The 19,067-nt window shown below is 44.3% G+C and carries 15 protein-coding genes and 2 rRNA genes; 4 read left to right on the forward strand and 13 right to left on the reverse strand.

The features are described 5' to 3' along the window. Positions 1 to 138 precede the first annotated feature (138 nt). On the forward strand, positions 139 to 567 hold the full coding sequence (locus HKN88_04835) for a two pore domain potassium channel family protein (protein NNC97379.1): 429 nt from the start codon (positions 139 to 141) through the stop codon (positions 565 to 567). Positions 568 to 569: 2 nt separating this feature from the next. Here HKN88_04835 and murB read toward each other — a convergent pair whose 3' ends face one another. The 8 genes from murB to HKN88_04875 form a co-directional block, all read right to left on the reverse strand. Further along, on the reverse strand, positions 570 to 1,601 hold the full coding sequence (gene murB, locus HKN88_04840) for a UDP-N-acetylmuramate dehydrogenase (protein ID NNC97380.1): 1,032 nt from the start codon (positions 1,599 to 1,601) through the stop codon (positions 570 to 572). Between the two features lie 13 nt (positions 1,602 to 1,614). Continuing rightward, entirely contained in the window at positions 1,615 to 2,613 is a 999-nt protein-coding gene (locus tag HKN88_04845; protein ID NNC97381.1) for a hypothetical protein, read from the reverse strand. Between the two features lie 73 nt (positions 2,614 to 2,686). Beyond that, entirely contained in the window at positions 2,687 to 4,366 is a 1,680-nt protein-coding gene (locus HKN88_04850) for a hypothetical protein (protein ID NNC97382.1), read from the reverse strand. A gap of 395 nt (positions 4,367 to 4,761) precedes the next feature. Next, positions 4,762 to 5,559 carry a crotonase/enoyl-CoA hydratase family protein gene (locus tag HKN88_04855; GenBank protein ID NNC97383.1) on the reverse strand — a complete coding sequence of 266 codons (798 nt, stop codon included), beginning with the start codon at positions 5,557 to 5,559 and terminating at the stop codon, positions 4,762 to 4,764. Between the two features lie 17 nt (positions 5,560 to 5,576). Then, the gene (locus HKN88_04860) at positions 5,577 to 7,481 is read right to left on the reverse strand and encodes an ATP-binding cassette domain-containing protein (GenBank protein ID NNC97384.1); all 1,905 of its coding nucleotides are present in this window, start codon (positions 7,479 to 7,481) and stop codon (positions 5,577 to 5,579) included. A 112-nt stretch (positions 7,482 to 7,593) separates the two neighbouring features. After that, on the reverse strand, positions 7,594 to 10,149 hold the full coding sequence (locus tag HKN88_04865) for a TonB-dependent receptor (protein ID NNC97385.1): 2,556 nt from the start codon (positions 10,147 to 10,149) through the stop codon (positions 7,594 to 7,596). A 264-nt stretch (positions 10,150 to 10,413) separates the two neighbouring features. Further along, complete coding sequence (locus tag HKN88_04870) at positions 10,414 to 11,160, reverse strand: formyl transferase (protein NNC97386.1); 747 nt, start codon at positions 11,158 to 11,160, stop codon at positions 10,414 to 10,416. Between the two features lie 32 nt (positions 11,161 to 11,192). After that, positions 11,193 to 12,395, reverse strand: a complete 1,203-nt coding sequence (locus tag HKN88_04875; protein ID NNC97387.1) for a serine hydrolase — start codon at positions 12,393 to 12,395, stop codon at positions 11,193 to 11,195. Between the two features lie 67 nt (positions 12,396 to 12,462). Between HKN88_04875 and HKN88_04880 the strand changes: the two genes are divergently transcribed. The 3 genes from HKN88_04880 to HKN88_04890 are packed head-to-tail and all read left to right on the forward strand — an operon-like array spanning position 12,463 to position 14,911. Further along, positions 12,463 to 13,152, forward strand: coding sequence for a hypothetical protein (locus HKN88_04880; GenBank protein ID NNC97388.1), 690 nt, complete (start codon positions 12,463 to 12,465; stop codon positions 13,150 to 13,152). 42 nt (positions 13,153 to 13,194) lie between these two features. Further along, a complete protein-coding gene (locus HKN88_04885) occupies positions 13,195 to 14,205 on the forward strand; it encodes a D-cysteine desulfhydrase (protein ID NNC97389.1) in 1,011 nt (336 codons plus the stop codon). Between the two features lie 7 nt (positions 14,206 to 14,212). After that, positions 14,213 to 14,911, forward strand: a complete 699-nt coding sequence (locus HKN88_04890) for an aspartate/glutamate racemase family protein (protein NNC97390.1) — start codon at positions 14,213 to 14,215, stop codon at positions 14,909 to 14,911. A gap of 47 nt (positions 14,912 to 14,958) precedes the next feature. Here HKN88_04890 and HKN88_04895 read toward each other — a convergent pair whose 3' ends face one another. The 5 genes from HKN88_04895 to HKN88_04915 form a co-directional block, all read right to left on the reverse strand. Then, a complete protein-coding gene (locus tag HKN88_04895; protein NNC97391.1) occupies positions 14,959 to 15,528 on the reverse strand; it encodes a hypothetical protein in 570 nt (189 codons plus the stop codon). Positions 15,529 to 15,724: 196 nt separating this feature from the next. Further along, positions 15,725 to 16,585, reverse strand: a complete 861-nt coding sequence (locus HKN88_04900) for a universal stress protein (GenBank protein NNC97392.1) — start codon at positions 16,583 to 16,585, stop codon at positions 15,725 to 15,727. Continuing rightward, positions 16,585 to 18,078 (reverse strand): SulP family inorganic anion transporter, encoded by a 1,494-nt coding sequence (locus HKN88_04905; protein ID NNC97393.1) that lies wholly within the window; start codon positions 18,076 to 18,078, stop codon positions 16,585 to 16,587. Before HKN88_04905 ends, HKN88_04900 begins: the two co-directional genes overlap by 1 nt. A 193-nt stretch (positions 18,079 to 18,271) precedes the next feature. Continuing rightward, positions 18,272 to 18,387: ribosomal RNA gene (gene rrf, locus HKN88_04910) — 5S ribosomal RNA — on the reverse strand. A 206-nt stretch (positions 18,388 to 18,593) separates the two neighbouring features. After that, positions 18,594 to 19,067: ribosomal RNA gene (locus HKN88_04915) — 23S ribosomal RNA — on the reverse strand; the annotation flags it as partial.

Raw genomic sequence — 19,067 nt, forward strand, 5'->3', positions numbered from 1 at the left:
CGAAAGCGACTGGCTCGATCATCAGTATGGTGTTAGTGGATTGTGCTTGCATGGGGTGATATTCTGAATAAGGTAGCCGGCATTCTAATATAATTACCAGCCAAGCTACACCATTTTACCGCGTATATTGAAGAAAATATGTCCCTGCTAACCGTTATTCTAAGCTCAATCCTACTCGTGCTGATCTGTGTGATCATGCATTATGAATTCCTGCATTATTGGCCAAGGATCGAAGGCATGATATCCAAAAGGCCGCGCGGGCGAATCTTGCGTCTGGTATTGAGCCTGATTCTGTTACACAGTTTCGAGATGGTCATCTTTGGGCTTGGATTCTGGACTCTCGGCAGTGCCGAAAGTTTTGCCTATATGTCTGGTGTAAACACATTCAGTCTGACGGATTGTATCTATTATGCCGCCGCTGTTTACACCACGGTAGGCTTTGGTGACATTGTGCCGATGGGCCCGCTGCGATTTTTAACCGGCCTAACCGGTCTGGTCGGGTTCATATTGATCACCTGGTCAGCTTCCTACACTTTCTTGGAAATGCAACGCTACTGGGAACGCTAGCCTCAAGCCAGGATTAATCCACTTCGCTCGATCAATTCACTATCACCAATGATCTGCACTTCCGGTGTAAGCCTCACTCCAAACTTGTCAAAGACATTGTGTTGCACTTTTGCTGCAACTGACAATAACTCTTCGGCTCTGGCTTTTCCATGATTAACGATGACCAATGCCTGTTTGTCATGTACGCCAGCATCACCATGGCGATAGCCTTTTAAGCCGCATTGTTCGACCAGCCAGCCAGCCGCCAATTTGAATCCGTCATCCTGTATATAAGCAACCATGCCAGGGAACTCCAGCTTCAATTGATTGTACTGCTCGGAGGACACAAGCGGGTTCTTAAAAAACGAACCGGCATTGCCTAATAGTTCGGGGTCAGGAAGTTTACTACGCCGAATTTGAATGACTGCATTGCTTACATCAGTCGTTGTTGGGTTATCATTCAAACAGGCAACCGCGTTGCCGAGAGCGCCATATGTAAGATTGAATTGCGGTTCTCTATCCAGCTTCAAAGTAACATGAGTAACAATAACACGACCTTTTAATTCGTGTTTGAAAATGCTATCGCGATAATCAAATTCACATTCTTCATTGCTCAACATCAGAATTTGCCGGCTTTGAATATCCAGAACTTCCACTTCGACCAGTCGCTCGCTTAATTCAACGCCATACGCGCCAATGTTCTGTATAGGTGCGGCACCAACACTGCCGGGAATCAAAGACAGGTTTTCCAGGCCCGAATAACCCTGCGCTAATGTATCAAGAACCAGATCATGCCAGACCACCCCGGCACCCGCTGTGACCAGCACAGAATCACCTGTGTGCTCGTAACGTATGCCCTGGAGATCCGGCTTGATCACATGTGCATTTAAATAACCGACCGGTAAAATATTGGAGCCGCCACCTAGAATATATGTGGATTGCGGGAGGTCCTGCAAATTGTGCTGAATAGCCATAACACTATCACAGCTTGTTACACTCAAGGCACGCAATGGGACGCCGAAAGTTACTTGAGGGTGTGAGTTATTTAATTGCATATTTTGACAGGTCTTAGTCCAGCATAAGGTCATTTAGCAAATCATCGAAACTCACCCTGTAAATATTACCCGTGCCGTTTTCCACTTGGTCAAGTATTTCTTGAAAATCGGCATTGCTCAATCTATCGGGATAATAATTTTTTATCGCAATGTCAGTGCGGGTGAAAAATAACTGGCGCTTTCCATTAAACTCATAAACAAATGGGCAATAATCCAGTTGTGAAGTATTTATCTTCTCACCAAGATTTACTCCATCTGTCCACTGTCCATTGTGCAAAAAACTAATGTACAGATCGGCATAGTCACCCCCCTGCTTTTTACGATCAGAAGAAAAAATCAAATAACTTTCATCCGGGCCCACAAAGGCATTGAACTCGTTATTGCTTAAACTTGGTTTTTCATTAATCGCAACCGGGGTTTGGAATTTTCCATTCGCATTAGTACTTTTATAGATATTTTCACCGGACTCGGATCGATCGTACAAACCAGTGAAATATAGATCGCCTTTCTGAGTAAGTGACGGGTAATACTCATCCAAATCCGTATTAACCGGAGCTCCTATATTGATCGGCTCAGACCAGGACGTGTTAACTTTCTCAACAAACCAGATATCAAAATCCTTGGGTGGACCTTGCCCACTCAGAGGGCGATTGGAGGCAAAATACAGACGATTGCCATCTGGACTAAAGGCTGGCTCAAGATCCGAATACTGACCAGAAAATGCTGTGATTTGCGGCTGACTCATCCCCTGATCTGTGATCCTGGATTGCATAATTGCTGAAATTCTATTTTTAGGAGACACGCGGGTAAATAGCAGCAATTTACCATCAGGAGATATCGCCAGATCACGATCGTTATAACGGGTCGAAATGACACCTGGCGCCAACATGGTTACATCGGTTGGCATATTTGCCCATGGGTCCAATACATTTGATATGTTGCCCGAGACAGGAGCCTGAACACAGGCAGTGTGCATCATCAAAAGCAAAATAATTGGTAAGAGTTTAAACATTCTTGTTATATAAAAAAACCCATTATGACACGAGGCCTAATGGGTATTTAAATTTTTTCGACAAATCCGGTTTCTATGGATCCGGTGGATTGTTCGTGACGCTACATCTTGAATCTTCACCAAAATCAAATGAGTAGTTAAAGTCGGTTGCCGGCTGTTCGTCTTTCATCGGGAATTTTTGATCAAATTCAAATTCGATCTTTGCATAATCCTCCGCTTTGAGTTCTCGGGAACTCTCGTCTTTCAGGAATGAATTCAGATCCACTGGTGAAGTCAGGGCGACATCTTTAATAATCTCATCGCCATCAAATTTGACCTTTTCAAGCAATCCTGAACCTGGCCAGGCAAATTTAACTTGAGAAAGAAAAATATCGTTTGTGCCGTCATTGAAAATTTTGTACTTAATTTTATCGTCTTCAATTTTATACAGCTCAATGCTCAACATACAGGCCGGTGGCAACACCTTGACTACAGGAACATCTTTCGAAGTTCCGCACACTGTGTTACCGGAGCGTAAAACTTGCGCTGAGCTGCTCGTGCCGGTAAATGCCGTAGCGCTGGCAGTGAATTTTGCCGTTTTTCCGGCATCCAGGATAAATGGCTGGGCAGGATTGAACAATGGATCATTTGTTTCAGGCGCATCAAAAACCACAGTGTCATTGCCGTCAACAATATTCAGATCGGCAAGGGAAACAGTGCCTGTATTTTCTACTTTGTAACCAAAGACCAGATCAACGCTACCGTCTTCGTCATTGAATGATGTCAATTCGAGAGCACCGAACACGTCTCCTACAGCTAATGGAGCAGAGCATGACAAGTGAATATCCAGAGTTTGTGAAGAACCACTGGTTTTCTGGCTGGTTTTTGGATCCGGCATCGGGGGCTGACAATCCGATAACTGCAATTCGAATCGGGACGGGAATGAGCTCCCGGTTGGCGTAACCGTAAATTCTTCACCATCTGACAAACAAGAGGTGTTATCACTTAATTGAAACTTTTCCTCATCGTTAAGCACGGCAACGGCAACATGTGGCCCTAAAGTGCCGCTGTCGGTACAAGCTGTTTTACTGCCTTGCGAATTTGCGGAAGAGTTACACACCGAACCCTGATGGTATCTAAAACTCAGTGCAACCGGTTTTCCCAATGCATCGCAATCCATGCCAGGCATGTCCTTGACTTCACAACTGTCGGCGGTAGGAAGTTGATCAGAAATCGGTGGTGAACAATCCAGCACCTGATCAGAGGCATCGATAAAGCCCTCCAGTGACCATTGATTTATGTATGTTGGATTGTCCGATTTACCGTCACCGGCCAATTTGTTGCAATCATCGGCACTGTTAAAATTCTCGTCAGAACACGACATATGGAACACCGAGTACCCGACACCGTCGATAGTCACAACCACGTCATTCTGGTCGAACGGGCCAAAAAAGGTGACCTCATCGCCATTATTGACCTGACTGTTATTCGAATCATTATCAACGCCGCTGACCGTTATTGCATCTGAGCCTTCCCACACAAGGGTAAACTGTTGCAATTTTCCGTCACATTTTTCTGCCGGGAATTGGGCTGCAGGCACATTATTGACTAGACAAGTTTTATTGATCTCAACTTTGCAGGTATTTGCAAGTGTGCCCACTTTGCTAGTAGCATTATTTAATGTGTTAGTAGCAGCAGAATCCGAGCTGCCACCACAACCTGCTAAAAAGACCAGGCCCGAAAGGACCAATAGGGTTAATTTTGTAACTTTCATTTTTTCACCTAACATCGGATAACAAGTATCTAAAACAATTGTTATCAATTTATTGTTAATCTATAACTGTATAGATATGTTGTGCAGCAGCACTCGGTGATTAATAAGATTTTTTTAATTATTATTAGTGCAATTATAGACTATGGTCAATTGAATTGTCATTCCTGACTTGGTGGAATTTCACAACGCGGATAGTTTTTTGCATTGCGCAAAGTACAGCGTTAAATATTATTTTCAAGCAAATCAATTAGTTATGTGGGCATAGCCTCACTCCCCTATTCACTCACTTAACAATATTTCTCACCCATTCAAATAAAAAAATTGAGTTTTTTTTTACTCGGGTTTAAAGATATTCGAGTTTTGCGTGAATGCGCGAAAGGAAATTACACTTTGCTTTATTTCCTTGTTTTGAATGGCAGTTTAGTCTTTAACATATTGCCTCCACTCGCGGCTAATTGATTCCAGCTTCCAATCAGATTTTCTTGAAATTCAGTTTCCTTTTTTAATCGCACGCCATCCGAGGACAGCCAAGTTTCATTAAAAAGGCGTTTACCGTACATTACGGCATCTGGCGAACGTTCTTTCAATTGATTGGCAAACTCAATTGCTGCTTGCATTGGATCTTCAACGATTTTCGTGATCACGCCTAGTGTTTTTGCTTCAGGCGCCTCGAAAATGCGACCCGTGAAAGTTAATTCTTTGGCCACATCTATGTTAACCAGTTCTGGCAAGGTCACACTCGCTCCCATATCAGGGATCAAACCCCATTTGGTTTCCATGATCGAGAATTTGCTGTCTTCAGTGGCAAATCGGAAGTCGGCACCCAAGGCAATTTGAAATCCGCCACCAAAACACACCCCGTGAATTGCAGCGATCACCGGAACAGGCACTTCGCGCCAAACCAGACTAATACGTTGCGCCAGATTCTGATCTTCCGGATTGTCTTTATGCATCAATTTTTTGCCACCACCATTGGCCATGGCACTTTTCACATCCAGGCCAGAACAAAAGCCTTTGCCTTTACCTGACAGGATAACCGCACGAATTTTCTTATTGCTTATAAGCTCTTCACCAATGGCGGTGAGCTCTTCAAATAATTGAATGCTCAAGGCGTTGTATTTATCCGGGCGATTCAAGCTGACAAAGGCAATTTTGTTTTTAATTTCGCATAACGCGACTGACTTTTCACTCATGATCTTTCTCGTAAATTTTATCCAGAACTTGCTGATTGCAGATCTTCCAACTCCATCCAGCGCAACATGATCTTTTCCAATTCAGACTGAGTTGCTGCAAGCTCATGTAATACCGGCTCGGTGAGACTGAATTCCTGGGCATAAAAATCCGCTTGTGCAATTGTATTATTCAAGCTGGCAATCTTTTTTTCCAGGGCGTCGATCTGCTCTGGCAACATATCATACTCGCGCTGCAATTTATAACTGAGTTTTTTAGGTTTGGCGGTTTTGAGTGAATCGGATTTTGCAGATGCTTGGGAAACATCGTTCTCAGACTGCACATCTTTGATCAATAATTCCTTGCCTCGCCGCGCCCAATCACTGTATCCACCAACATATTGTTGCAATTTCCCATCGCCTTCAAAGACCAAGACGCTGGTCACCACATTATCCAGAAAATGACGGTCATGGCTTACGATGATCAAGGTGCCGTCATAATTAACCAGTCGCTCTTCCAGAACCTCAAGCATTTCTACATCCAGATCATTAGTCGGCTCATCAAGCACGAGTAAATTGGCTGGCCGGGTCAGCAACTTGGCCAGCAATACCCGATTTCGTTCACCGCCCGACAAGGCCCTGATCAAGGTCATGGAGCGTTTGGGGGTGAACAGGAAGTTTTTCAAATACCCAACCACATGTCGTTGCTTGCCCGCGAGCTGGATATAGTCTTTACCGTCACCCACATATTCGGCCACGGTTTTGCTTTCATCCAGTTCACGCCGCATCTGGTCAAAATAAGCAACTTTTAGATTGGTCCCCAGCTTAACCGTACCACCTTGTGGTTCCAGGTGACCCAACAGGATTTTCAACAAGGTGCTTTTACCAACCCCGTTATTACCGATAAGCCCAATGCGATCACCACGCGTGACCTTGATGGAAAAATCTTTAAGCAAGACCTCATCACCATAGGCATAACTGATCTTGTGTGCAGTAATGACTTTCTTGCCCGATGTGTCGCCCGACTCAATGTGTATTTTTACTTTTCCGCTGCGTTTGATGCGTTGCGATGCGGTTTCTCGTAAATCTTGCAAGGCCCTGACTCTGCCTTCGTTACGGGTGCGGCGCGCCTTGATACCCTGACGAATCCAGGACTCTTCCTGAGCAAGTTTTTTGTCAAAGAGTTTATTATGACGATCTTCTTCGATAATCGCGGCTTCTTTCAATTGTAAGTATTTTTTGTAATTACCCGTCCAGCTGACTAATTTGCCCCGGTCAATTTCCAGAATGCGCGTGGACAACTTTTGCATAAAATCGCGGTCGTGGGTAATAAAGATCACACTGCCTTTATACGAGCGAACCCGATGTTCAAGCCATTCAATGGTGCTGATGTCCAGGTGGTTAGTAGGCTCGTCAAGTAACAAGACCTGTGGCTTGGAAACCAGAGCCTGCCCCAGCATCACTCGACGACGCCAACCACCGGACAATTCGGACATTTTTTTGTCTTTTGGTAACTCAAGCTGGGTCATGATCGTGTCAACGATCTGGTCGAGCTTCCAGCCACCCACTGCATCGATTTTTGCCTGCAATTGCTCAAGCTCACGCAATCCGTTCTCATCCAGCTCTTGTGACGCCATTTCTTCATAGGCTTGCATCCAGGTGACTTGTTGGGACAATCCTTCGCGTACAACTTCGTTAACGCTTCTTTCCAAAGCCTGGGGTAATTCCTGGCGTAACTGGCTTATACGCAGATCCTGCAAGAACTGGATTTCGCCGCTGTCGGGATGGTACTCGCTGGTCAGGAGTTTTAGTAAGGTCGACTTGCCTGCCCCATTGCGCCCGATAAGACACACCCGCTCGCCTTCTTCCAGTAAAAAACTGGCTTCGCGCAGAATTTTTTGTTCTCCAAAGGCAATGGAGACTTCGTCAAAACGGATCAGGGTCATAAATTTATGAAGAGTTGATGATATGCCAAAACCGACATTCTAACACCCAATAAAAAACCCTCCCCATCGAAATGGGAAGGGCTTAAATAAGCAATATCTAAATATCAGATACTTATTTGGTAAAACGATAGCTTAAGTAGTAGTAAGTACCACTGAAACCGAATGGTGAGAAGGTAGAATAAACATTACCTACACCAGCAACCGCAGAATCAGTACCAATATTGTTAACTACAGTAGCTTTTTGACCTTTTTCGTTAGTGACATTGTTAATACCGAACAAGACTGAAGAGTTCTCGTTAATGTCATATCCAACTTCCAGGTCTAACAGGAATTCGCCATCAAAAGTTTCTGTTGTGCCGAACACATCGTTTTCAAAACTGTCATACCATTCGCTGTAATAACTTAAACGACCCAGGAATCTCCAGTCACCCATAAAGTGGTTACCGGATAAATTGAAACGATTCTCAGGAGTTGTTTCTTCGATTTGACGAATACGACCAGCACCAATTGTGGCGCCAGCATTGGTCACCTCGGTTTTGGTGTGGTTAAAGGCCAAGTTCCAATCCGTTGTGCCACCAGCCCAATCTGTGCTGGTATTTACGATCAGATCAATCCCGGATGTATTGGTGTCAAAGTCGTTAGTGAAGAAACGGAACTGTTTCAGATCACCGGCTCCTGGAACACCATCAGCGATCAACTGTGCAATTTGAGCGTCAGTTAATGCAATTTCAGACGACAGGTTCAAGCGATCATCAACGTCAATATCAAAGTAATCCAGAGTAATGTCAAAATTACCCACATTAAAGTAAGTACCCAAAGTGATGTTTGTAGACTCTTCAGGACCAAGAGGCTTACCACCAAAGGCAGCAGCAACCGGGCTAGTCGGAGGAATAGTACCGTTATTGATCAATACACCAGCCGAGAATTCGGTTGAGGTGTTTGAAGCATTGGCCTGACCAGGTGTTGGCGCTTTAAAGCCTGTGCTAAGTGTGGCACGGAAACCCAAGTCATCATGAACGCGGTAGTTACCACCAATTTTATAATTAGTTGTTGAACCGAAATCCTGGTAATCCTCGAAACGTACAGCACCTTGTAAAAGCAATTGCTCAGACGCATCCCATTCAGCATCAAGATAGTATGCAGTATTTGAGCGATCCCAAGAACCTGATGTTACCGCAGGAAAACCCGGGAAACCGTTTGAAGATGTACTGAAACCTTGATCAGCCAATGGACCAGCCGTAAACGACTCTAGTTGTCCCGGTGAAATTGTGAACTCTTCAACCCGATACTCGGCACCAAAACCGAGACTGATATCTTCTCTTAACGGATACGTGAAATCAGCATTCAAGCTATAGTCTTCCTGGGTATAGGTACCTGGATCAAAATTGATCGGGGTATTCGGGCCCAGACTTGCATTTACCGTATTGTTGATACGGAAATCTGCTTCATTAGAACCGGTGTAACCGCTGAGATCCCAAGTCATACCGTTATCTGTTTCACCACGGAAACCGACCAAGAATGAATTATCCGTGATCTCACCACCAAATCGAGGTGTGAAACCGCCAGTCAGCAATCCTGATGGATGCTCAGTCATGTGAAAGCAATCTGCATTTTGGTTTTGAGCCTGCCAAGCCTGGTAAGCTTGCAGACCGGCAAGAGTATCTGGATACACACCGACAGGACAGTTACCTGACATATCACCTGAAAGATCACCAATCAACAATGATCCGTCACCATCGCCAAATACACCTGGACGATTGGTTGGGTTACGATAGAAAAAGCCACCGTCTACATCTTTTGTATTTGCATTACCGTGCCCGTAAAACTCTTTACCATTGCCAATATCGATTGCGAAATTAGCAAACACTTTGATATCATCATCCACAATCGGCTTACCCCAGACCATGGCTGGATTGGGTACACCCTGGATTCCTGCAGCATCAAGTGCAGCAGCATCACCACGTTGTACAGCTCGATCAGTAGGATCAGAATTACCCCATTCGGCTGTTAAATTAATGAATCCATTGTCGCCAAGAGGGAAACCAACGTTGCCAGCAACAGTGAAGGTTTGACCATCACCTTCGGAATATTCACCGTATTTTGCTTCGAAAGAACCACCTTCGGCAGAATCATTAAGCTGGAAGTTGATCACTCCGGCGATTGCATCAGAACCGTATTGAGCCGCAGCACCATCGCGCAGGACTTCAACACTTTTCAGTGCTAAAGCAGGAATTGCAGCAGTATCGGCACCTTGTGAACCATTGGAAATACCATTACCTAACCAGGTAATTACCGCACCGCGATGACGACGTTTGCCATTGACCAATAATAATGTGTGATCAGGAGCCAGGCCACGCAAGTTTGCCGGGCGGATCAAGGTTGCCGCATCACTGATGGGCTGGTCATTTACGTTATAGGAAGGCACTGAATTACGTAACAGGTTGTTTACGTCGGTATCGCCCTGGTTCAAGAACTCTTCAGCCTGGAAAACATCTACCGGAGCTGGTGACTGAGTCACTGAACGCGCTTTCGTACGCGTACCAACAGTGATCACTTCTTCAACAACATCGGCGCTATCGGCAGCGAATGTTTGTGGCGCAATTGCCACAGTGGCGGTTAAGCCAAGCCCCATCATCAGGAGCAAACTTTTACGGATTTTCGTATTCACGAATTAATCTCCTTTGGTTTCAAATAGTTATGTGTAAATCCGGTTATCTTTTGGGCAAAAACTTACTCTCAGACTAACCAGATATACATTTTCTTTTGCAAAAGAAAAAGCGATTACGCACTAATCGAAAATCCAGGATTTTCAATTTGTTGCATAATTGTTACCAACTATGCGCCTTTTTTGATTATGGGTCAAGTAACCCATTACTTCATTTCGGGTTTTTATATGATAAATTATTATTGTTGTTGTAAATCTACAACACAACTACATTAAGCGAAATCCCATGTCGAAAAACTCATTCAAGTTATGCATATCCGGAAAGCTGTAGTAATTACCTGACAAAGGCTGTGTGAATAATGAGGGTGGCTCTTTTTTCTCAATCTGCTGAACAGCTTGTACGATCTGTTGGCAGCCGCTTGGATATAGTCTTAAGACATTTTCCAAATAGGACTGATCATAATCACACTTGATTGGTGCCGTAGCGATGATCGGCCCGGTATCGATGCCTTTGTCAGTGATGTAGTGCAAAGTCGACCCTATGAATTCATCGCCATTCAACATCGCCCAGAAGGTTGCCATGGCTCCACGATATTTTGGCAATAAGCCGGAATGTAAATTGATTACGCCTTTCGGTGGTATGGCAATGGCTTGAGGCTTGAATATTTTTCGATAACGAATGGAAATGAACAGATCTGCCTGATAGGACTTGAGTTGTGCAAGTCCGGTTTTTGAATTTGGATTGGCAAGTTGCCCGATTTCATTATTGGTCAGCTTGGCTAGTTCATCAAATCCTTTGCAAGCAAGACCTAACTCGTCTTGTTCTTGATTTAAGGCATTAGACAATTCTTGCTCATAGTGTGCCAATTTAGAAAAATCATCGCCACCTGTCTCGAATGCATCTCCCTTACCCGATAATACAATCTGGATCTGGTGGTCTGCCAAAGCTTCCACAACCTGGCTGATGGCGTAATTACTCGCGATCTCATAGTGGCCGAAAATAAGGATTTTCATACAAGGATCGAATTAAAAAAATTATGCCGAATTTAATTTAAACTGTTCGCGATGGCTCTGAACATTTCAATGGTTTCATGCTTCACATCCCGGCCAAAATTACCATCATTTCTAAATCCGCGATGCGCGGAGGTTTTTACAATAACGGTATGCAGTTTTGGATTAACGTAAATAAATTGTCCATAAATTCCGCCAGCAAAAAAATCTCCGTTGGCATTTTGCGGCACCCACCATTGATAGCCATAACCGAATGTGTCATTAACCGGGTCCACGGGCGGCGGCGCAGAATTGGCTGTTGACTCGCTAACCCACTCTTTCGGAATGATCTGCTCACCTTGCCATTGACCTTGTAAACGAAAAAGTTCTCCGAAACGGGCATAGTCGCGTGTGGTCATATTAAGCCCACCCAAAACAAAAGCAATGCCATTTCCATCGGTCAAGTAATACGCATCACGTTCGCTTCCGAGTTTATTCCAAAGTTTTTCGATCAAGTATTCTTTGTTGGATTGTTTAGTGGCATTGCGTAGAACCATGCCCAAAACATGGGTGTCGATCGACACATATTGTCGATTTTGTCCTGATGGTCTGGCAACTTCCTGCATTTTTATGGCGAACTTATCCATAGAACCACCGAGGGCTAAGATGCGTCCCATCTTATTGATATCACTATGAAAATCCAGATAGTCCTCGTCAAACTCCACCCCGCTGGCCATATATAAAACATCTCTAATAGGAACATTGTTATAGGCCGACACTGACAATTCAGGAACATAGGCAGTGACAGGGTCATCCAGACTTTTTATTTTGCCCTCGTCAACCGCCACTCCAAACATGGCTGACAAAAAGGATTTCGCCATAGACCAGGAAATTCTGTGGTCATTTTGACCTGTACCCAAGCGATAGTCCTCATAAACGATCTCGCCATTCTTGATCACCAGCAAAGAGGTGGTTCGGGTTTCATCCAGATAAGCCGACACCGATTTGTTCTTACCTTGCCAGGAATATAACTCCGGCAATTCAACGGGATTTTGTGACACTGGCCAGGTGTGTTTGCCACCCGAAGCTGGTATCTCGTCGAAGTAAAAGGCTTTTCGCATGTGCGAAAAGTTTTGCACGATTGGCCCTTCATCGAATAAATTCAGGACGTGCACCAGGTTTGTAATCTTTTTATGATTAAATGCTGCAAGAATCGCAACTAAAAGCAGAAAAAAACCGGATATTTTCAAAAATTTCATGCTTGCAAGTCTAGCATTTATCCGTTCATACTGTAAAAATGTTACTTTCAATCATCAACTGGTCATCTTGAACACTTCACCTACTTATCAGGTTTTACGTTTTGGACATGAACAAGAGCCGATTGTTGTTGTTGACAATTTCAGCACCAATCCGGAAGAATTAGTAACCATTGCCAGCCGTTCGGCGTTTAACAAAAATAATTCCTATTACCCGGGTATCCGTGCCAGTGCTCCGGCGAATTACCTGGCACAAAATAACAGCCTGTTGGAAGATATCATTCGCAATATATTTCACATTGAGTCGGGGGTACGATTACTTGACTGCAATTACTCACTCGTGACCACCTTGCCAGACAGGCTTACCGATTTTCAGTGTTTCCCGCACTTCGATGGCCTGGAAAAAGGTCGCTTGGCCGTTTTACATTATCTTTGTGGTGGCGAATCAGGAGGCACGGCATTTTATCGGCATAAGAATACCGGATTTGAGACTATGGATCAGTCCCGGCATAAAGAATATACCAGCGCCCGTTACCGTGAATTTGAGCAAAGCGGCCCACCAACAAAAGCCTATGCAACCGGCTCCACTGATCACTTTGAACAAATTGGCAGAATTGACGCCAAATTCAATCGTTTGATCATCTATCGTGGTCAAACTCTGCATTCAGGACATATATCGGAAAATTTTACTTTTTCTAATGATCCGGAAATTGGGCGACTAACCATAAATACTTTTTTTATGGATAAAGCCGAGTATTGATATAGTGTTGATTACTGTTTATTTCCACCATAAAGGTTAAGTATGCTGTTATCCCGTTTCCCCAGATTCCATTTCGCCCATTTACCCACGCCGCTGGAATTTTTGCCGCGACTTTCCAAAGCGTATGGCACTAACAAGTTATGGATCAAACGAGATGACTGTACGGGTCTTGCCGGTGGTGGAAACAAGACCCGTAAACTGGAATTTTTGCTGGCCGATGCTAAGCAGAAAAATGCCGATACCATTATTACACCGGGCGCGACCCAATCGAATCATTGTAGGCAAACTGCTGCAATTGCCGCAAAAATGGGGCTTGAATGCCACTTGATCATGGAAGACCGTACCGGTAGTGAGGATGAAGATTACAACTACAATGGCAACATCTTACTGGATCAGTTACTCGGCGCAAAACTTAGCACTGTGGCTGGTGGCACCAACATGCAAACGGCGATGGAATCCCTGGCAATAGAATTAAAAGAATTAGGGAAAAACCCCTACCTTATCCCCGGCGGCGGCTCGAATGCCATCGGTGCTCTGGGATATGTGAATTGTGCGCTGGAATTATTGCATCAGGCGAATACAAGCGGATTAAAAATAGACTATGTTGTGCATGCAACCGGTAGCGCGGGCACTCAAGCCGGTTTAGTGACCGGCTTCTGCGGTAGCGGAAGCCGGGTACCGGTGCTTGGCATCAGCACCAAAGCAGCAAAACAAGCACAAGAAGAAAAGGTTTTTGCATTAGCCCTGGAAACCGCTGCATTGTGCGGATTACCCGACGCGGTAAAACGGGCTGATGTGATCGCCAACAGTGATTACGTGGGCGAAGGGTATGGCATTCCAACTAAAGGTACCATTGATGCCATGGAAACCCTGGCGCGTACCGAAAGTATTTTACTCGATCCCGTGTATACCGCGAAAGGCATGGACGGGATGTTGGATCTGGTCAGACAGGGTTTTTTTGGTGAACATAAAAATATTGTTTTCATACACACCGGTGGCGCTCAAGGTATCCATGGGTATCGCAGCATGTTCAATTACCCGGATTATCGTTAGATAGACAATGGCACAGAAAAAACATAAAACGGTCGGAATCCTTGGGGGCATGGGACCAGAGGCTACCGTGACCTTGATGCAACGTGTCATAGAATTAACCCCTGCGAGTGATGATGCTGACCATATTCGAATGTTGGTCGATAATAATCCTAAAGTCCCTTCGCGTATCAAGGCATTAATCGAAGGCACTGGAGAAAGCCCATTACCCGTTCTCATTCAAATGGCGCAAGGTTTGGAAAAAGCAGGAGCAGATTTTCTGGTTATGCCTTGCCATACAGCGCATCATTATCATTCCCGAATTGTCGAGGCGGTTTCAATTCCTTTTATCAATCTTGTAGATTTAAGCCTTGATGCAATCAAGGCTCGACTGCCAAACATTAAAACCATTGGATTATTGGCATCGACTGCCGTGATAAACATTCAACTTTATGAGAATGCAGCAACAAATTATGGAATAGGAATTATCAATCCACAGAAAGATGACCAAGATCAATTGATGCAAATTATCAGGTCAATAAAAGGCAATACGCACAACCAACAATCCGCCAAAGAATTGAATCGAATTGCCAAGTCGCTCAAAACAGACTGTTTACTGGTTGCCTGCACCGAACTATCAATCCTGAGTGACGAATTACATTTCACCCGACCGATATTTGATGGACTGGACCTGCTTGCGGCAGAGACTATCCGGCAAGCAAGCGCATAATAAAAGGCCTCTTTCGAGGCCGTGAATCAAATATTTGAAGTCTATTCTTAAGCGGCCGCAGGCCACAACCAGGCAAAGGTACCCGCCACTACTGCGGCGTAAATTATTGCGTCCAGTAAAAAGCGTCCGGTAACTGCCCATGGGTGCCCATACCAGATACTGTATGGGATACTCGCAAAGCCAAAGGTCAAAAATGCGACTTCACCAACCACGTGAAAAACTCGCATATATTCTGTTCCGGAAGGAAGCACCAAACTTGCCACATACGCAATCAAGGCGCACCCGAGCAAGAAATACCCGATCTGTAAACCCATGAGTTTACCCATTGGTGGCATACCATTATCAAATACCGAGATCATGGCAACCGGACCTTTGGTAAATTTTTGTTGCATGGACTCGTCGGCCATTTTTTTCATATCTGTGCAATACGGTAAGGTATATATGCCTGGCTTTGGCGAGCTATTCCCCAATGCTGCAGAGACTTCATTTTCATTGGTTAATTCATTGTAATCGTGGTTGTGGTATTTGAGCACCATATGAATAATGCTACTGGCAACCCATGCAAAGACGCCGCCCAAGAGAATGGGCAACCACAGTTGTGCAATACTGACTGACATAACAGACTCCTCGAATTATAAAAATGCAGGATAAGTATACGCCTAGACTCAGGAATTCTGCATGCTCAGAATCAAATAATCTGATCCGAGAACCAGTTTTTTTTAGGTAACGACACACTTTTGAGCAAGCATGTCTGGATATTATAATTCTAAGATTGCATAGAAAATGCCGGTATTGATATTAGAGTTTTTATCTCTATCTAAGTAAAAGCAATGGCTTCCGGGTCTTTTCCAGCATTTTGGCCGTAAAGCTGCCAAGTAAGAAATCATGGACTTTATTATGACTAAACGCACCCATGACGGTTAGATCCAGGTTTTCTTGTTGGCGATAATTAATCAGTGCTTCTTCAATTTTTCCGGTCAGGAATACTTTGCTGACAGTGACATTATTATTTTGCAAGGACTCGACCGCGGCTTGCATCAGGGTATTCATTTGTGAAGTCGATTCACCCACATGCACTAAATGACACTCCATACCAACAAATAACGGACTAGTGGACACCATTTGTAAGGCTTTTTGTGACGCTGCGTTATTACTATAAGCCAACATGATCTTTTGCGGTTTTTGGAAATGTCCATTCACCACTAAAATTGGTTTATGTAAGGCACGCACGATAGTTTTGATTTTACTAACCGTTCTGGAATGATTAAGCCCGTCTTTGTCGCGTGTGCCGATCACCAGGACACGTATCTGATCTTCAAGTTCAATGAGCGCTTCGGTTAAATCACCGTGTCTTTGACTACTGCGAATGTCATTTACTTTCAATTCTTTAGCTTTGGACTTTGCCGCTTGCAACATGAATTGACCTTTTTTGATCAGTAAGCGGCTCCTGCTTTGCTCCAGTTCGATCAGCTCTTCCAATAGATCGCCGCGAGCCCCAAGACCAATTGCCCCGCTCAAATCCAAATTTTCTTGTTGACTAAGATGTTCAACGGTGTGCAAAAACTTTAATGGCGCCTTTACAGTATTCGCAATCCAGGCAGCATAATCAACAACGGCTTCACCCCAAGGTGAGTTGTCAACGCTGGTCAAAATCAGTTTTTGTTCTGTATTCATTAATGCTCTCCCAGAGCCAAAGCAATTTCTTCGGGTTTATCGTGTACCCCAAAGCGATCGATCATGGTTTCGCTCGCTTTATTCACACCAATCAACTCTACTTCAGCACCTTCTCTGCGAAATTTTAACACCACTTTATCCAATGCATGAATGGCCGATATATCCCAAAAATGGGCCCGACTGACATCGATAACAACCGTTTCGATCACATCTTTAAAGTTAAACTTTTCGATAAATTTTGCGGATGAATTAAAAAATATCTCACCATAAACTTTATAAGTATGCGTATTACTTGCTTCGTCAGTATGTAATTCGACTTTCATATAGCGACTTACCTTGCGCGCAAAGAACAAAGAGGCCAACAAGACTCCAACGAACACGCCCAAGGCTAAATTATGTGTCCACACAACCACCGCAACAGTTGATAGCATCACTATGCTACTCGATTTAGGATTGGTTTTTAGATTCTTGATCGAACGCCAATCAAATGTTCCGATGGATACCATAATCATTACCGCAACCAAAGCTGCCATAGGTATTTGTGCGACCCAGTCATTCAAAAACACCACCATCAGCAATAATACGGCTCCGGCTACCAGTGTCGATAAGCGACCTCGACCGCCGGACTTTACATTAATTACCGACTGACCAATCATCGCACAGCCGGCCATGCCACCCATGAATCCGGTAACAACATTGGCAATCCCTTGTCCTTTACATTCTCGATTCTTATCACTGGGTGTATCGGTCAGGTCATCAACAATCGTTGCCGTCATCAAGGATTCCAACAAACCGACTGTGGCTAAAGCCATTGAATACGGGAATATAATTTTCAGGGTCTCAAAATTCAAGGGCACTTCAGGCCAGAAAAATACCGGCAGAGTATCCGGAAGATCGCCCATGTCACCAACCGTACGTATATCCAGTCCTATAAAAACAGCAACACCTGTTAATAAAAGAATACACACTAACGGTGAAGGAATAGTTTTTCCGATTTTTGGTATCAACGGGAATAAATATATAATCCCTAAACCTGCTGCAGTCATGACATATACGTGCCAGGTTACGTTGGTCAATTCGGGTAATTGTGCAATAAAGATGAGAATGGCCAGTGCATTTACAAAGCCGGTAACAACAGAGCGTGATACAAAGCTCATCAAGCTACCTAATTTAAGATAGCCCATCAGCAATTGCAGCATGCCAGTAAATACGGTGGCGGCGAGCAGGTACTGCAATCCGTGTGCTTTGACTAAAGTCACCATTAACAGGGCCATGGCTCCGGTTGCAGCCGAGATCATGCCTGGTCGCCCACCTACAAAAGCTGTGATCACCGCGATGCTAAAGGACGCATACAATCCAACTTTAGGGTCAACTCCGGCAATGATCGAGAAAGCGATTGCTTCCGGGATCAAGGCTAAAGCCACCACCAAACCAGCAAGCACATCGCCGCGCACATTTCCAAACCAGTCGCGTTTGTTAGATAAAAAAAGCATGAACATCCTTTTGCGATGCAGCAATAGTCGTCAATGAGATAACTATTCATCACAAACAAATTAAATGAAAAAGTGAATAATTTAGAAAATTATTTTTAGAAAGAAACCTGAATACTGTAAAGATTTGTATAACGGTTTAAGGATAAAAAAAAGAAAGGCCCGATTCAAACGAATCGGGCCTTTCATATATAAAGCTTGGCAATGTCCTACTCTCACATGGGGAAACCCCACACTACCATCGGCGCTAAGTATTTTCACTTCTGAGTTCGGGATGGGATCAGGTGGTACCTACTCGCTATTGTCACCAAGCAAACTGGCTCACGTTGCAATCGTTGTGGATTAAACCACTAACCATTACGGTGAATTCTGGAAAACATGTTTTACGTTTTTATCAAATTGATTAAATCCAATATCGCTTTGATGATCTCAAATCGTTATTGCTTCTTACATTGAACTAGCAATTACATATAACTCTTTAAACCCTGAACGTTTAAGTTAATAAACATCCAGACTTTTTGGGTGTTATATGGTCAAGCCTCACGAGCAATTAGTACTGGTTAGCTTCATGCATTGCTGCACTTCCACACCCAGCCTATCAACGTTGTAGTCTTCAACGGCTCTTCAGGGGAATCAAGTTCCCAGAGAGATCTTATCTTGAAGGGGGCTTCCCGCTTAGATGCTTTCAGCGGTTATCCTGTCCGAACATAGCTACCCGGCAATGCCACTGGCGTGACAACCGGAACACCAGAGGTTCGTTCACTCCGGTCCTCTCGTACTAGGAGCAACTCTTCTCAAATCTCTAACGCCCACGGCAGATAGGGACCGAACTGTCTCACGACGTTCTGAACCCAGCTCACGTACCGCTTTAATTGGCGAACAGCCAAACCCTTGGGACCTTCTTCAGCCCCAGGATGCGATGAGCCGACATCGAGGTGCCAAACCTTACCGTCGATATGAACTCTTGGGTAAGATCAGCCTGTTATCCCCGG

Source organism: Gammaproteobacteria bacterium, from assembly GCA_013001575.1.
Classification (GTDB): Bacteria; Pseudomonadota; Gammaproteobacteria; order Steroidobacterales; family JABDMI01; genus JABDMI01.

Coding starts and splice junctions, on each gene's coding strand:
- murB (NNC97380.1), bottom strand. CDS start 1,601: ATGCAATTAAATAACTCACACCCTCAAGTAACTTTCGGCGTCCCATTG.
- HKN88_04890 (NNC97390.1), top strand. CDS start 14,213: ATGGCACAGAAAAAACATAAAACGGTCGGAATCCTTGGGGGCATGGGA.
- HKN88_04885 (NNC97389.1), top strand. CDS start 13,195: ATGCTGTTATCCCGTTTCCCCAGATTCCATTTCGCCCATTTACCCACG.
- HKN88_04875 (NNC97387.1), bottom strand. CDS start 12,395: ATGAAATTTTTGAAAATATCCGGTTTTTTTCTGCTTTTAGTTGCGATT.
- HKN88_04895 (NNC97391.1), bottom strand. CDS start 15,528: ATGTCAGTCAGTATTGCACAACTGTGGTTGCCCATTCTCTTGGGCGGC.
- HKN88_04860 (NNC97384.1), bottom strand. CDS start 7,481: ATGACCCTGATCCGTTTTGACGAAGTCTCCATTGCCTTTGGAGAACAA.
- HKN88_04855 (NNC97383.1), bottom strand. CDS start 5,559: ATGAGTGAAAAGTCAGTCGCGTTATGCGAAATTAAAAACAAAATTGCC.
- HKN88_04845 (NNC97381.1), bottom strand. CDS start 2,613: ATGTTTAAACTCTTACCAATTATTTTGCTTTTGATGATGCACACTGCC.
- HKN88_04850 (NNC97382.1), bottom strand. CDS start 4,366: ATGAAAGTTACAAAATTAACCCTATTGGTCCTTTCGGGCCTGGTCTTT.
- HKN88_04870 (NNC97386.1), bottom strand. CDS start 11,160: ATGAAAATCCTTATTTTCGGCCACTATGAGATCGCGAGTAATTACGCC.
- HKN88_04905 (NNC97393.1), bottom strand. CDS start 18,078: ATGCTTTTTTTATCTAACAAACGCGACTGGTTTGGAAATGTGCGCGGC.
- HKN88_04900 (NNC97392.1), bottom strand. CDS start 16,585: ATGAATACAGAACAAAAACTGATTTTGACCAGCGTTGACAACTCACCT.
- HKN88_04835 (NNC97379.1), top strand. CDS start 139: ATGTCCCTGCTAACCGTTATTCTAAGCTCAATCCTACTCGTGCTGATC.